This window comes from Emticicia sp. (assembly GCF_043780375.1).
In the GTDB taxonomy this organism is placed as follows: domain Bacteria; phylum Bacteroidota; class Bacteroidia; order Cytophagales; family Spirosomataceae; genus Emticicia.
The window spans coordinates 1-14,967 of the sequence record NZ_JAYWCU010000151.1; the positions used below are offsets into that span (position 1 = coordinate 1).

Consider the following 14,967-nt stretch of genomic DNA (forward strand, 5'->3'; position numbering starts at 1 on the left):
AACGAATGAAAATTATACCAAGAAAGACGGCACAAAAGTAGAGCAAACGGAGTGGCATCGCTTGGAGGTTTGGGGCAATTTAGCCAACGTAGCCGAAACAATTATCAAAAAAGGCGACCGTATCTGCATCGAGGGAAAAATCAGAACCGAAAAATGGGAAGACAAGGAAGGAAACCCCAAAACATCGGTAAAAATCAGAGTAGAACGCATTGAATTATTGGGCAAACGCAGAGAAGAAATAGAAGAACAGGCAGAGCAGGAAGCTAAACAAGCCCCGAAAGGAAGCAAGAAAAAGCCTTTACTCGGCGAAACCCAAGAAAGTAAAGTTGCTTTTGAAGCAAGTAAAAACGAAGGCGATTTACCATTCTAATTTAATCGGGCGGCGTACCGCTGGGTAGCATTCCGCTGGGCGGCATTCCGCTTTCAATTATTCAATATAAGGGAAAAAGCCCCCCTTTTAATGGGCTTATCAAACCAATTAAATCAAAAACAAAATGAGCAATCCAGTAAACATTCCAGCAAAAAACAACAACGGTACAGTAGCACAAGCGAAGGCAGAAACGCCAACAGAAAAAGGCAAAACGAACGGTACAGAGCCGATTGTTACCGAAGAACAAAAGCCAATTGAAGTTTCTGCACAACTCCAAGTAATTGAATTAAAATCAGCTAATGCCGTTTTTGACCGCTTAGATGAAGGCTTGAAAATGAAAGAGCAATTCAACAAAGCCAAAGAACGAGTAGGCGAATTCGAGGATTTTTCAAAAGATTATGGCGATGAAGGTCTGATTATGACCATTTCAAATGTGGGAACAAACAAAAACATTCAAATTCAGAATGTAGCCATGATTTTGGATTTTATCAATAATTTGGTAAAAACAGGCAAAACCCACCTCAAAGCCTTAGAAATGGAAATTGTTAATTTCACTATCTAAGTACCCAAAGAAAGCCCAATTTTCGGGTTGGGCTTTCTTAATTCAACCAATTGTTAATGCTTAATTTTATTTAAAATGGAAACTTTAGAATGGGATATTATAGAAAAACCGATTTTTGCCAATAATAAGCAAGTAATAGGCTATAAAGGCATTTTTCGCAACGATAATGGGCAATTATTGAACATTGCAAAATCAAGTTACACCCCCACACACAACGAGAAATTTATTGAAGTCACCGAAAAACTACACGATATTACAGGTTTTCCGATTGAAAATTATTACGATGTAGATGGAGGAAAAAAGGTTTTGGCATTTCTTAAATGTACTGATACTATACAAGTTTGCGGGCATGAGTTTAAAGACTATCTAATGATAGGCAATAGTTTTGATAGCTCAACGGGCTTTTTTATTGGAAATAGTAATATTATGGTCAGATGTTCAAACCGTTTTTCAAGAAACTTTCGTCAGCTTCAAGTAAACCACACCAAAAATAACAGCCTTCGCATTGATGGTTTAGTACAATACTTTGATATGTTTATGAAGCAACGCACTCAACTTTTTGAAAAAATGGAGCACCTTTCGTGGGTAAAAATAGATGATTCCATCAAAGATGATTTGGTTGAACGATTAACCCGAATGAATGACGAAGAAAAATTGGGGAACGATGTTTCGACTCGAAAAAGAAATATTATAACAAATATCAATTCTTCGATTGATAGAGAATGTGCTGATTTGGGCGATAATGCTTTTGGGCTTTTTAATGGCATAACACACTACACAACCCACATTAAAAACTCAAAAAATGCTATCTTTGGCAATCCGTTTGGTTCGTCAAACGAACTCAATCAAACCGCTTTTAAATTTTGTAGTGACTTAATAAATGCCTAAAAATTAGGGTTGCAAGTGCAGACGCTTACAACCCCAATTTTTAAATCTCTTGTACTTTTTTTTACCTAAATGGTCAGGCTTTCACTTGTCCAAAAAAATTTGGGCTTCGCCCAATCGTTAATTTAAAGTTTTTAGAATGGCATAGTCCTGTTTACTTATTCGCTGAAATCAACTCATCTTAGATGTTTTTAAACAAGTCGGCATTAGCAGCTAAATCCTTTTCCAATAGCCCTAAAAAGTATTGTTGCTTCGATTTTCCTTTCATTTTTGAGAGTATTTCCAGCTTGTAGAGTAGTTTAACCGAAGTGATTTTTAATTCAATCCGCCAAACTTTTTCATTTGCTATCAACACTTTTTCTTTCCCCTTGACTGCCTTAATTGTGGGTTTATCTACAGGCTTAGGTGTTTCTATTTCCAAAGGTTTATCGGTAAAAATTTCAGCAGGTTTATCGTACATTTTGCCAATATTTCTACCCAAACGTTCACGCATAAGCTGCTGTTTTTCTTCCATTGTCAATGGCTTACTTTTCTGATTTTCCATATCATAGTTCAATCTTAAATTTCTCAATAAATTCCTTGAAAAAGGGTTCAAACTTCTCTTTACCACCTTTTTTATCAAAAATAGACGTGTAAGAATCTTTGATAACAAATACTTCGAGCATAGATAAAGGTGTTTCAAAAAATGGTACTTCTTCGCTTTGTTTCATCAATTCCAATACTTCTTTGTCATTATTGGTTGAACGAGATTGATTCAAAAAGGCATAAAAATAAAAATCAAGGTCTAAATCAGTTCGTTGTTTTTCAATTTCTTTGATTACAGGTAAAAATTGAAACATAGAATCCGTAGAAAAACTACTGCTTTGGGTCGGAATTAAGATACTATCGCAGGGAGCAAAAATATTGATGGCATCTTTGATAATATCGTCTTTGTTAGTCAAACGTGGAGCATCAATGAATATAAAATCGACTAAACCTTGGTGTTCTTGCACCAATTCGTGTAGTGTGTCGGTTTCCTCAATGCTGATAATTTCATAAGGAAAAACAAAATTTCCGTCCTTTTTCTCATAATCGGCTACTCGTGTCATAGCTATCGTTGCCTGTAAATCTGCATCAATCACCAAAACTTTCTTTTGATAAGTGCTTCCCAAAATGTTTGCCAAGAGAGCGGTAATGGTGGTTTTGCCAACTCCTCCCTTTTGATTAGCCACTGAAATAATTCTTGCGGACGACCTATCGGACGGCGAACTGTTGTTTTTTGTTTGTGTTGTCATTTGATACTTTTGTTTAAATCTGGGTGCGTAACCTATTTCTGTATTTGTGATTTTCCGTGTTTCAGTATTTCTGAATTCTCGTAATTCTGTGTTTCTGTAATTCTTTATTTCTGTATTTCTGCAATTCTGTGTTACCGTAATTTTGTATTTCTGCAATTCTGTTTTTCTGTAATTCTGTATTACCATAATTTTGTATTTCTGTAATTCTGTATTTCTGTAATTCTGTATTTCTGCAATTCTGTATTACCGTCATTCTATATTTCTGCAATTCTGTATTCTTGCGGGGTGCGTAACCTAATTCTATTTTTCTGTTATACCGTCTTTCTGTTTTATCCTAATTCTGTAATTCTGATGCAAAGATATGATTCATTTTAAATATTTAATTATTTTATTTGAAAATATTTGTATTTAAAATTTCGTTATAATTGCGTAGAATAAGGTTTAGCAAGAAGGGGGAGTTTAGCATAGCTAACTCGTTGATAATCAGAGAATTATCAAAACATGATTGCCCCAATAAAATATAACCATTTGATTATCAGTGAATTACCTTACCAAAAAGTACCCTTTCTACACTAAAATATGGAAAATAAAGCCATTTTGGCCAAAATAAAGATTGATGAACGCATAGTTAAGGAGGTAAAAGAAACCGTTGATAATTTGAATAAAGTCAATGCGGAATCCATCCTGCCAACGCTAACCGAAAAGGATAAAACCCATCTAAAAATCAAGTTTGTGCATGGAAAACCAATGAATCAGGTTCAGAAATTAACCATGAAAATGTTTGCCGAAACAGCTTTAAACTACTTCATTAAACACAAAATAGACCCTCGTTTTTTTGATGATTCAGATAGTTTGGCCAACCAAGTTGTTCGCTTGCGTAACCAGATTTTCTCTTTTTTACAGGTGCAAGAACGACAATATTTAATTCCGTTGAATACTAATTTAGCGGAATTGAAACAGAAAAATGCACCTCAGTCAATGGATGAAAACAGGCATTCAACTCGCCAAATCTTAGCTTATTTAGTCTCATTTGCCAACTTATATTTTGAAACGTTGGATATGGAAAAAGACGAAGTTGAGCTACTGAAAACAAGACTTGATTTATTTTATCAAGCCACTTTAAAGCAATTGGAAGGACAATCCTAAGCACTTATGTATTCAAAAATAATCAATCCAACTAAGCATGGTAATAAGGAATTTAACAACAAAAGTAGTGCTGCACGATTGGGGAATTATCTCAACAAAGAGCCATCTTCAAAACAAGAAAAAGGCATTTTCTTCAATACTCAGGGCGATTTTGATAAGAAACAGATGGTTGAAAGCATTGATAATAATGTGAAAGGTTTGACCTCGAAAGATGATAAATTTCATTCTTTAGTCATTGCTCCATCAGCAAAAGAATTAGAGCATATCAGTAATAACCAAGCGAAATTAAAGGCGTTTACCATTGCTTGCATGGAAAAATATGCCGCTAATTTTAATTTGGGCGGCACTCCGCTGGGTACTGGCAAAAAACTATCCGAAAAAGATTTAGTTTGGTACGCCACTATTCATCAAAACCGAGCCTACAAAGGAACTGATGTTGAAGTTTTGAATGGTAAAAAGAAATCAGGCGATTTGAAAGAAGGTTTACAAACGCATATTCATGTAGTAGTTTCGGCACGGGATAGTGAGCAGAAAATTACGCTGAATCCGAATACTTCAAACAGGAATAGATTTAAAATGACGGCTTGGTTTGAAGCAAACCAGCGGCAATTTAACCAACAATTTGATTTCAAACCCGAATCAAAAGAAGTAAGTCAGCCAAAAGATAAAACCGCTTATTTTATCCTTTGGACTGAAAAGAAATTACAGGCTTTGGAGAAACTGGGCATTAATGATAAGCAAATTACTGAAATTAGAAAAATTGCTCAATCGAAAAATAACAGCACCGATTTTCGTAAAAATCTGAGCGAAATTGTGTATGAAGTTAGAGTGAAAAGTAAAAATCAATCGCAGAAAAAAGCATTAATTTTACCCGAACAAATCAAGTCTTTAAACGATTCAGCAGCTTTTAAAAGCAAGTCTGAGCTTGAATTATCGCCATCGAGTAAATCATTTTTGGGTGAATTCAAATCATTTCAACACTTCTTTTCCACAATCGCAACCGAAGAATTTAATCAAAACCAAGGGCAATCGCCAAAAAGGAAACGAAATAGAAAGAAAGGCTTGTCTCAAAATAACAACAATCAAGAAATTTCTATGTAGAAATATTTTCAATTAGATAGATTGATTATGAAAAACGAAAAAATACATTATTGGTCGATTACAATAACGCTGATGAGTTTAGTTTTTGGCGAGGCATTTATTCGGTATTTTGTGGAAATAAAATCAATCCCATTCCAATTGGCGACTCGATTTGTTTTGTACTACAATATTTATGGAATTTGGGTACGATTAGGTAGTTTTTCTATCTTTTGGGTGTTCTTTTATACGAGTCGAAAACAATCACTGGCCGAGAAATATGCTGTTACGCCCAGAAAAACACTCAGCCAAGAATATGCTAAATATTTGACTCTTACTTATATTTTTTGTGGAATAATTGGTCTATTTGCCATCTATTTGCCATTCCCTTTTTTTACTTTTTTAATCTATTTTGCAATTTTTACACTCAGTTTTCTATTTTCTTACTTCCCTGTTAAAGAAATTGAGAGGGTACAAACGGATAAAAAAAGGAATGATACGAAGTATTCTTTGCATCTAAAAGGGGATGATAACAAATGGGTAAACATCACAAATCCATTTCGTGGAATATTGGTCATTGGGTCAAATGGTGGCGGCAAGACAGTTTCAACGGCTGAACCTTTTATCGAACAATTTGCTCAAAAAAACTATGCAGGAATCATTTATGATTATAAATTTCCTTCACTATCTGATATTGCCTATCTACATTTCTCGACCAAAAGAAAAGTTGATACTGGGGAATTACAACCCACTTTTTACGTGGTCAATTTTTCGGATATTAGTAAATCTCACCGTTTCAATCCATTGAATCCCAAATATCTGAAAAGTCAAATTTATGCGACTGAGTTTGCCAAAGCATTGGTGGTCAATTTCAATACGGAATCGAATCAAAAATCAGACTTTTGGGTGAAATCTTCTACTGCTTTTTTGACTGCCATTATTTGGTTTTTGAAAAAACACCATCCTGCATTTTGCACCATTCCACACTTAGTGAGCATCATTACGGGCTTTTCTTATCGAGATACAATGGCAATGCTTGAAACTGACGATGAATGTGCCAAAATTATTCGTTCGGTGCTGACAGCTCGTGATGAAAGAGCAGGCAATCAATTATCGGGTGTAGTGAGTTCTTTACAAATTGATTTTGCCACTTTAAACGACCCAAATTTAACTTATGTACTATCGGGTGATGATTTTGATTTGAATATCAATGACCCGAAGCATCCAAAAGTTATTTGTGTAGGAACTGATAATCACATTGCCGCAGCACTTTCACCGATTATATCGTTGATTTTTTCGGTGGCACTTAAACAAATGAATGAACACAGTAAACACCATTCTTTTTGTTTATTGGATGAAGCCGCTCAAATTAACATTCCCCGATTATCGAATATACCAGCCACTTGCCGAAGTAATAAACTTTCAGTCGTATTTATGGCACAAAATTTAACCCAAGTAGAAGATAAATATGGCAAACCCGAAGCAGAATCTTTATTAGCCAACTTAAATTACCAGTTTTTCACGAGAACAACCGTATTTTCAACGGCAGATTATATTTCAAAAATGATAGGAGAAACTAAATTAATTGCCAAAAGTGAGAACCAAAGTCATAGTTCAAAAGGTCTAAATTCAACAAATAATTCAGTCGGAGACAATTTTTCAGAAGTTGAAAAACGTGCTGTAAAACCTCAAGATATTTTGAATCTGCAAGCGGGCGAAATTGTAGGCATTAGAGCCATCGAGCCGAGCGATTTGAAAGCTGGAACTGTGATTCCTACCTGCAAGATGAAAGTTATTCGAGAGGTGTTCTCCACTATTGAGGGAATGAATGGAACATATAAAAAAGATGGTTCTTTTCAAACAAATAGCAAACCAATTCCGAGTTTTAATACTCAATTTGAGATCGAAAAATTGACGAATAAAATCACCGAAGATTGTAGAAAAATGCTCAATATTTTGTAAATTGAATACTCAAAAAACTCCAAAATGGACACATTTATAAAAATTTTAAAATTCATTTTCCGTGCAATATGGGCAGTATTTATATTTTCGGTAAAGACCATTTTTACCATTGCGGGAATCATCCTCCGAAATACTCAGAAATCGGATAAAGGATTTTATAAAGAGGTAGAAGAAAAAGGAAATTATACTGGAATGTATGATTAAATAGTGATGTTGCATTTTATGCAACGGAGTATTAGGACTCATTTTAGTCCCACCCACCTGCCACACAAGACTTTGCCCAACACTTAAATACCTTTCCGCACAGCCTAAAATTTGTTGGGGCTATGCACGGGCTTTCTGCCATTCCGAAAAAGAATCGCAAACGCATACAAATATTAGGCTTTTCTGCCGCACATTTAGGTCAGGCAAGCCTTTTGGCTATGCTACCCACCCATTATACGCTAAAAATCTATGTACTTTCGTAAGAAAAAACGTTATTTTTTGAGAAAAGTAAATCAATTATTACTTTCTCTTTTATTGCCATTTCCATAATATGACAACATTGATTAGTGGGAAATTGAGTAAGTCTATCTCAAATATATTTAAAAGAGAAGAGTAAAACGGATTTATAGAGTCGAGTTTAAAAACAAGAGATATAGTGCAATTGTTCGGTTTGATAACGTAGAATTACGGTGTCCATCGTTTATGTAAGTTTCACTTGAATATTCCGATTAAATTGACCACCTAATTCCCATTTCATTAAAATGGGTCATGCTAAGTTACATCATTTGATGAAAAGTGAGGGTTTATTGGTCAGAAAGAAGAGTCGTAGGGTTGTTAAAACGAATTCTGACGACTCTTTGAAAAAGTATCCGAATCTGATAAAAGATATTATTCCAACTGAAATGGAATCTTTGTGGGTATCAGATATGACGTATGTACCATGTGGGAGTGGCTTTGATTATTTATCGTTGATTATGGATGCTATTTCGCTGAAGATTGTGGGTTGGTATTTACAAAACACACTGGAATCCAAAAGTCCTGTATTAACCCTGAAAATGGCGTTAGAATTCCGCACTAAATCCACCAAATTAATACACCATTAAGACTGGTACTGCTCATGGCGTATGGATTTGTTGAGGAATAAAAATGTAAAAATTAGTATGTGTTAATGAGAATTGAATGGTTGAAAGACTAAAGTGTCCATTAAACGATGATGCATATACTACTAAAAAAACTTATCATAAGTGCTAAGACAAAATTGTTTTTATAATATTTATAATTGGATTATCTTTGAGTTATGAAAAAGAGATTTATCCAATTAAGTTCATCTGAAATATTAACATTGGAAGATGTTCGTAATCATCATCCACAATTTCAGTTTAGAAACCGTAGCCATTGCTTGTTGTTGAGTAGTCAAGGACACAACATTTCCAGTTTGGCGAGTATTTTTAATGTTAGTCGGATTACCATTTATAATTGGCTCAATCGTTGGGACAATCAAGGATTAATGGGCTTATATAATGAAAAAGGGCAAGGTTGTAAACCCATTTTGACAGATGCCGACATCGAAAAAGTTAAGCAGCGAGTTAAAGAAAATCGCCAACAACTCAAAGAAGTTCGGACTCAATTAAAAATAGATTTATCCAAAGATTTTTCTGATAAAACCCTAAAACGTTTTTTAAAAAGCTTGGTGGCAAGTGGAGACGATTTAGGAAAAATCTAAAATCTGCTCAAGACCAAGAAGATTATCAAGACAAACTTGAATGTTTAATTGAATTACAAGACCTTGAAAAACAGGGAAATATTTCACTTTTCTATGGTGATGAATCTGGATTTTGCTTAAATCCAGTCATTCCATATGGCTGGCAATTTTCTGACGAACAAGTTAACATTTTACCAACAAGGAGCAAACAATTGAATGTTTTAGGTTTTATGAATCAAGCCAATGAACTACATACTTTCGAGAATGAAGGTAGTATTAATTCTGCATTTGTCGTGGCATCTATTGATAAATGGATTACAGAAATACAAATTGATACTACCAAAAAAATGACTGTTTTAGTGCTTGACAATGCTCCGATTCATCATTCAAAATTATTTAATAAACAAATTGAAATATGGCAAGAAAAGAATCTTTTCATCTTTTTTTTACCCAAATATAGTCCACATCTGAACAAGATAGAAACCCTTTGGCGTAAGACTAAATATGAGTGGGTCAGACCCGAAGATTATTCTTCTTACAAAAACCTAAAACAGGCGGTTCGCAATATATTTAGACTCTTTGGTGAAAAATATAAAATCAATTTTAAAAGTTGAATTATAAAATTAAATCTGTCTTAGCACTAATATTCTATAATATATGATAATCAAGACATTACAAAGAAAAAAAACCCTAACTTCATATCCTACTTACGAAAAGTAGTAGAAAAATACTGTTCAATAGTGGTCGAGCCTACTGAATAGAAGGCAAATTGTTAAATTTAACTTGTTTTTTGCTTGTAAATTATTTTTTTATTACCTTTACCTATTGTAAATCTGATCAAGTTTGGTTATCTATAATTATAATTATAATTATAATCAAAGTAAGTCGTTTTTCCTAATGCTGAAAATAGTTATTCTTTTGGGTAACCCCAACAATCCCCAATTTATTAAGTGAGTTCTTTACTTCAAGAAAATGAGTAATGGGAAAAGAATCAGTTTCAGTAAGAATATTTTTTTTTATAGGTTCTTTATTTTTTAATTAAAACTAATGCTGGTTTTCTTAAAAAGAAATGCACAATTGCTCGTTTCAATTTATTTAATTATATTAATTCTTTTAGCCACTTTGCCAATCAATGGCTCAGAGTCAACAGCTAATAAAACCTTTGTAGCTGAAATTCGACTTGACTACATTATTCATGCAACATTCTTAATTCCTTGGATGAGTTTTTTACTATTATTTGATTGGAAAACCAAGAAAGTATATGTAATATGGTTCTTAGTTGGCTCACTTATAGCTTTTTTTATAGAGTACATTCAATATTTTTTACCTTATCGAACCTATAATATTTTAGATTTATTAAATAATTTTTTAGGCTTATTTTTAGGTATTTTAATTTGGATAATCATACTAATCTCCAAAAGCATTTATTTTAAGTAAGTTAGCTTTTTATTTCTAATACAAATTTGATGTGGAATATTTTCAATAAAATCCAAAAAAAAACAATTTTTACGTTTTTAAAAACAGATATGCACTCTCATCTATTGCCAAATGTTGACGATGGAGTTCATAATGAAGAAACGTCATTTAATTTTATTAAAAACTTAATAGAATTGGGATATAAAAAATTAATTCTTACCCCACATATTTATAGTGAATTATACCCTAATAAGAAAGATGATTTGATTAGAAAATTTAATGTTTTAAAAGATAATATTGAAAAAAATAAAATTCCTATCCAAATAGAATTAGCAGCAGAATATTATATTGATAAAAGATTTAAAGAGTTAATTCAAGACAATGAACTTTTAACTTTTGGCGATAAATTCATCTTAGTAGAAACTTCTTTTGTTGGTTTACCATTAAATTTCGAAGAAACATTATTTGAACTAATTACTTTAGGATATCGACCTGTTCTCGCACACCCCGAACGATATAATTATTTTTTAAAAAACCTGAAATATTTTAGGCATTTACATGAACGTGGCATTTTTTTACAAATAAACTTATTATCTTTGGTAGGATATTACGGGAGTGAGTCATATAAAATTGCAGAGTATTTATTAAAAGAGAGAATAGTTTCTTTTATAGGTACAGACCTTCATAACGAAAGACATTTAGAGCAAATTAAAAAAATAAATTTTTCTAATAGTTTCCTTAAACTTTTAGAAAACCAACCACTTTTAAATAACCAAATTTAAAAGGTAGTTTTTTATTAAAGTAATTCAAACAATCAATTTTAGCAAAATATTAGACATCAATTAATACCAAGAGAATTTTTTAGAATGAATAAAATGGACACAAACACTTTCTAAAATTCTCAAAATTATATTCTTATTAATACATTAACTAATAGTTATGAGAGGACTACTTCTACCCACCATTCTACTTCTTTTTAACCTTTGGAGTTTTAACCAAGCCTATTCACAAGGTTTACTAAAAAAGAATACATATGAATTAGAGGCTGGTGCTTATATATCAAGTACAAAAAATCTACCCTTTTGGCTTCATTCAAACCAATATGGGGAAATTCCTCTGCAATCGAATGTACTTACTCTTCGTGGCCAAATGGAGAAAGAATATAATGAAGGTGATTTTAAAAAACAAAAATTAAAGAAATGGTCTTACGGTTATAAAGTTCGGGCGGTAGCAAATGTGGGAAAAGTTAATCAATTATTGATTCCTGAGATATATTTTAAAACCAAATTTAAAGCTTTTGAGTTTTATGTAGGACGTAAAAAAGAAATATTTGGATTGACTGATACTACTTTAGGTTCTGGTTCTTATATCTGGTCAGGTAATGCTCTTCCTATTCCAAAAATTCAAATTGCTATTCCAAATTATATTCCAATTCTGAAGAATAAATTAATCTCAGTTAAAGGTAATTTTTCACATGGCTGGTTTGGCTCGGCCGATTCTACAAAAAACTATTTTTTACATCAAAAAAGTATATACTTTAGAATAGGCAAACCCTTTTGGAAAATTAATTTACACGCTGGATTAAATCACCAAGTACAATGGGGAGGAAGTCCAACCAAGCCATTTATTCAAGGGGGGTCAAATGCCTATATTTCTAAGTATGGCAGTGATTTAGAAGCCTATTTCTATGTTTTAACTGGAAAAGCATTAATTCCTGATGGCAAATATGTTAGTGGCCAGTTTTCTGGTGAAGGAGGAAATCGATCTGGCAATCATTTGGGTACAATTGATTTTGCCATTGAATTCAATAATAGTTTCAGTAACATTCTTTTGTATAAACAATCAATCTATGAAGATGGCTCATTAGCTGTATTAAGTAATGTAAATGATGGCCTCTATGGTATATCTTTAACTAAAAAAGGAGCAACCAAGGGATTAATAAAAATAAATTTTGAGTTACTTGATACAAGAAATCAAGGTGGAGAATTATCAGCACTTGGTATAACAACACCGCAATTAAGAGGACAAGATGATTATTTTAACAATGCCACTTATGAAGAGGGATGGGTGTACAAAAAAAATACAATTGGTACAGCATTTTTAATGCCTATCAGCAATTCTCCTTTTCTTTCAAGTAAATTTGGTTCGACCAAAATCAATCCTAATTATATCCTAAATAACAGAGTAAAAGCCTACTCAATAGGTATTTACTCAAAAATTAAAAGTGTAGAATTAAAAACGAGAGTATCTTTAAGTGAAAATTTGGGTAGTTATCTTTATGCACCCTTTAATGTGAAGCAGTTATCTATAATGCAACAAATTTCATTTCCTGTTAAAAAATATTTTGTTCATACGAACATCGGCTATGACAATTCAGGGCTATTTGATAAAAATTTGGGAATTGTATTTCTAATAAAACGATATTTTTAATCTTCCACCATATATTCCTTAAAAAATGAAATATTTCTATATAGTATTATTCTTTTTATATTCAACTGTTTGTATAGCTCAAAATGAGATAGTTTCCAACGAAAGTTCTTCAGCATATTTTAAAAATAATGATATTAGTGATTATTCTCTTAAAGATGATTCTTTAAAGAGAGTACGTATATTCCTAAGCTCAGTTATTAAGCACGATGAAAAAAAACAATCAATGAAGCAAATATTAGCTTTGTATGCAAAATTACCCAAAGCAAAATTAGATTATAAACTTGGAAAGTATATGGCACCCGTTGGTGCTGTTACTACAATTGGGGGGGGGAGCTTAGTATATTCTGCTTTGAAGGGAAAACAAGGCTCCGCTTTAGTGAAAGGAAAAACTTATGATTACAAGATAAGAAGTTTGCCAAAACTTTTGGTTGGCTTGGGCTTATTTGCAGGCGGGCTATGTTTAATTGAATTTTCCAATGAATTAATTAATACATCAGTAGAAATCTATAATTATAAAAATAACCCAAAGAAGAGAATTGGCTTCGTACAAAAAGGAGAAGTTGGGTTGACACCAATGGGAAATATTGGGTTTATTATGAAGTTCTAATTTTAATCAGTAGAATTTATTAAAATATCAATAATTTTTGATGCTGCATAACCGTCGCCATAGATATTTTTAAATATAATTTTATTATCTCCATCAAAAGTATGAAAGGCTTTCAATAAAGTATCTTTATTTGCATCGCATAATATTCCAGCACCATTTTTAATTATTTCTACCCACTCAGTTTCTGAACGTATTATAATACAAGGCCTTGCAAAAAAGTAAGCTTCTTTTTGTACTCCCCCTGAATCAGTAATTACAATACGTGCTTTTTTCTCTAATAGTATCATTTCCAAATAAGATACTGGCGGTAAAAGTAATATGTTACTATTCTGATTGATAGCTGTCCAGAGTGCTAAGTCAAGAATACTCTCAGCTTGTTTAAGTGTGCGAGGATGTAATGGTAATACAATCTTTGTATTTTTTGAAACTTCCAACAAAAATTCAAATATGGCTGTGAGACGTGAAATATCATCCGTATTATTGTTTCTATGTATTGTAGCTAAAACATATTCATTTTCAAAAAGTGTATATTTCTCAAGTATATCACTTTTCTCTTCAGCAATCTGAACAAAATATAGGATATTATCATACATCACATCTCCAACATTATAAATGCCGGGCTTATCTATAGTGAAGGGCGGTTTTGAATTAAGTTGAAAACCCTCCTTCCAAAGGTTTTTTAAACCTGTTGCTGTAGGAGAAAATAAAAATGTAGAAACATGGTCTGCTATAATTCTGTTGATTTCTTCGGGCATACTTTTATTATATGAACGTAGCCCTGCTTCTATATGCACAATTGGAATACTGATTTTAGCTGCGGCAATCGCTCCTGCCAATGTCGAATTAGTATCTCCATATATTACCAAAAAATCAGGTTTTTCATTCAATAAAATATTTTCGATACCCTCAATCATTTTGGCAGTTTGTACCCCATGATTTCCTGAGCCAATATTTAAGTTGTAATTAGGGCGTGGAATATTTAGCTCTTCAAAAAACACATTCGACATATTTTCGTCATAATGTTGCCCCGTATGTACAATTATTTCTTCAATTAAATGGTTATAATTAATTTTAATTGCTCTACTCAAAGCAGCAGCTTTAATAATCTGAGGTCTAGCACCAATAATAGTAAGTATCTTTTTCACAAATGCTCGTTTTCGACAAAGAAATATTTTTTAATAAGATTCTTAAGACTTTGAAATAACAGCTCTCTGAGCCAAAACACAGGTTGGTTGCTCCACCGCTGAGGATGAAACGTAAACATTATTTTATTTGGCAATTCGCCATTATAGGCAGCCTTTATAATATCATCAGTGCTATGGAAAGTTTGAGTATATGACGATTTTACTTTATCGCGTACACTTACATTAACTCCATCCCATTTTCTGCCAGTATCTGTCAAATAAAATACTTCATCAAAATTTACATCAAAATAAGGTTCTCCTACAATACCCAAATCCTTATAGTGGTATTGATTCCATAAATCTTTTGAATTATATTTTGACATTGGACTGCCGTGCATGCATATAGTTGACACTGGTACTAATTTTC

16 protein-coding genes and 2 pseudogenes are annotated in these 14,967 nt (G+C 32.7%); 14 read left to right on the plus strand and 4 right to left on the minus strand.

Translation table 11 applies throughout. The features are described 5' to 3' along the window. The 3 genes from ACH2CJ_RS11940 to ACH2CJ_RS11950 all read left to right on the plus strand — a co-directional run. Window positions 1–370: single-stranded DNA-binding protein (locus ACH2CJ_RS11940; protein WP_394993036.1), on the plus strand; the 370-nt coding region annotated here is incomplete at its 5' end. A gap of 124 nt (window positions 371–494) precedes the next feature. Then, complete coding sequence (locus ACH2CJ_RS11945) at window positions 495–932, plus strand: hypothetical protein (RefSeq protein ID WP_394993037.1); 438 nt, start codon at window positions 495–497, stop codon at window positions 930–932. A 75-nt stretch (window positions 933–1,007) separates the two neighbouring features. Next, entirely contained in the window at window positions 1,008–1,820 is an 813-nt protein-coding gene (locus ACH2CJ_RS11950) for a DUF932 domain-containing protein (protein WP_394993038.1), read from the plus strand. A 178-nt stretch (window positions 1,821–1,998) separates the two neighbouring features. On the opposite strand, the gene ACH2CJ_RS11955 is transcribed toward ACH2CJ_RS11950, so the two are convergent. Both ACH2CJ_RS11955 and ACH2CJ_RS11960 read right to left on the minus strand, forming a co-directional pair. Beyond that, entirely contained in the window at window positions 1,999–2,361 is a 363-nt protein-coding gene (locus ACH2CJ_RS11955) for a hypothetical protein (protein WP_394993039.1), read from the minus strand. Between the two features lies 1 nt (window position 2,362). After that, on the minus strand, window positions 2,363–3,091 hold the full coding sequence (locus ACH2CJ_RS11960; protein ID WP_394993040.1) for a ParA family protein: 729 nt from the start codon (window positions 3,089–3,091) through the stop codon (window positions 2,363–2,365). Window positions 3,092–3,670: 579 nt separating this feature from the next. Here ACH2CJ_RS11960 and ACH2CJ_RS11965 point away from each other — a divergent pair. The 11 genes and pseudogenes from ACH2CJ_RS11965 to ACH2CJ_RS12015 all read left to right on the plus strand — a co-directional run bounded on the left by ACH2CJ_RS11965 (window position 3,671) and on the right by ACH2CJ_RS12015 (window position 13,416). Next, the gene (locus ACH2CJ_RS11965) at window positions 3,671–4,237 is read left to right on the plus strand and encodes a hypothetical protein (protein WP_394993041.1); all 567 of its coding nucleotides are present in this window, start codon (window positions 3,671–3,673) and stop codon (window positions 4,235–4,237) included. Window positions 4,238–4,243: 6 nt separating this feature from the next. Beyond that, window positions 4,244–5,338: a DUF5712 family protein gene (locus ACH2CJ_RS11970; protein WP_394993042.1), complete on the plus strand. Its 1,095-nt coding sequence runs from the start codon at window positions 4,244–4,246 to the stop codon at window positions 5,336–5,338. 27 nt (window positions 5,339–5,365) lie between these two features. Continuing rightward, on the plus strand, window positions 5,366–7,276 hold the full coding sequence (locus tag ACH2CJ_RS11975; RefSeq protein WP_394993043.1) for a type IV secretory system conjugative DNA transfer family protein: 1,911 nt from the start codon (window positions 5,366–5,368) through the stop codon (window positions 7,274–7,276). Between the two features lie 24 nt (window positions 7,277–7,300). Continuing rightward, on the plus strand, window positions 7,301–7,480 hold the full coding sequence (locus ACH2CJ_RS11980) for a hypothetical protein (protein ID WP_394993044.1): 180 nt from the start codon (window positions 7,301–7,303) through the stop codon (window positions 7,478–7,480). Between the two features lie 122 nt (window positions 7,481–7,602). Further along, window positions 7,603–7,743, plus strand: coding sequence for a hypothetical protein (locus tag ACH2CJ_RS11985; protein ID WP_394993045.1), 141 nt, complete (start codon window positions 7,603–7,605; stop codon window positions 7,741–7,743). A gap of 815 nt (window positions 7,744–8,558) precedes the next feature. Beyond that, window positions 8,559–8,984: a transposase gene (locus tag ACH2CJ_RS11990; protein ID WP_394993046.1), complete on the plus strand. Its 426-nt coding sequence runs from the start codon at window positions 8,559–8,561 to the stop codon at window positions 8,982–8,984. 8 nt (window positions 8,985–8,992) lie between these two features. Next, window positions 8,993–9,577 (plus strand): annotated as a pseudogene (locus ACH2CJ_RS11995) (IS630 family transposase); the annotation flags it as partial. Window positions 9,578–10,010: 433 nt separating this feature from the next. Further along, window positions 10,011–10,400: a VanZ family protein gene (locus ACH2CJ_RS12000; protein ID WP_394993047.1), complete on the plus strand. Its 390-nt coding sequence runs from the start codon at window positions 10,011–10,013 to the stop codon at window positions 10,398–10,400. 29 nt (window positions 10,401–10,429) lie between these two features. Beyond that, a complete protein-coding gene (locus ACH2CJ_RS12005; RefSeq protein WP_394993048.1) occupies window positions 10,430–11,161 on the plus strand; it encodes a tyrosine-protein phosphatase in 732 nt (243 codons plus the stop codon). Window positions 11,162–11,318: 157 nt separating this feature from the next. Continuing rightward, window positions 11,319–12,809: a capsule assembly Wzi family protein gene (locus tag ACH2CJ_RS12010; RefSeq protein ID WP_394993049.1), complete on the plus strand. Its 1,491-nt coding sequence runs from the start codon at window positions 11,319–11,321 to the stop codon at window positions 12,807–12,809. A 25-nt stretch (window positions 12,810–12,834) separates the two neighbouring features. Then, window positions 12,835–13,416: a hypothetical protein gene (locus ACH2CJ_RS12015; protein ID WP_394993050.1), complete on the plus strand. Its 582-nt coding sequence runs from the start codon at window positions 12,835–12,837 to the stop codon at window positions 13,414–13,416. A 2-nt stretch (window positions 13,417–13,418) separates the two neighbouring features. Here the strand turns inward: ACH2CJ_RS12015 and wecB are convergent, their stop codons facing one another. Together wecB and ACH2CJ_RS12025 are read right to left on the minus strand one after the other, a co-directional pair. Continuing rightward, window positions 13,419–14,561 carry a non-hydrolyzing UDP-N-acetylglucosamine 2-epimerase gene (wecB, locus tag ACH2CJ_RS12020; protein WP_394993051.1) on the minus strand — a complete coding sequence of 381 codons (1,143 nt, stop codon included), beginning with the start codon at window positions 14,559–14,561 and terminating at the stop codon, window positions 13,419–13,421. Further along, window positions 14,558–14,967: pseudogene (locus ACH2CJ_RS12025) on the minus strand (hypothetical protein); the annotation flags it as partial. The pseudogene ACH2CJ_RS12025 and the gene wecB, both read right to left, overlap by 4 nt.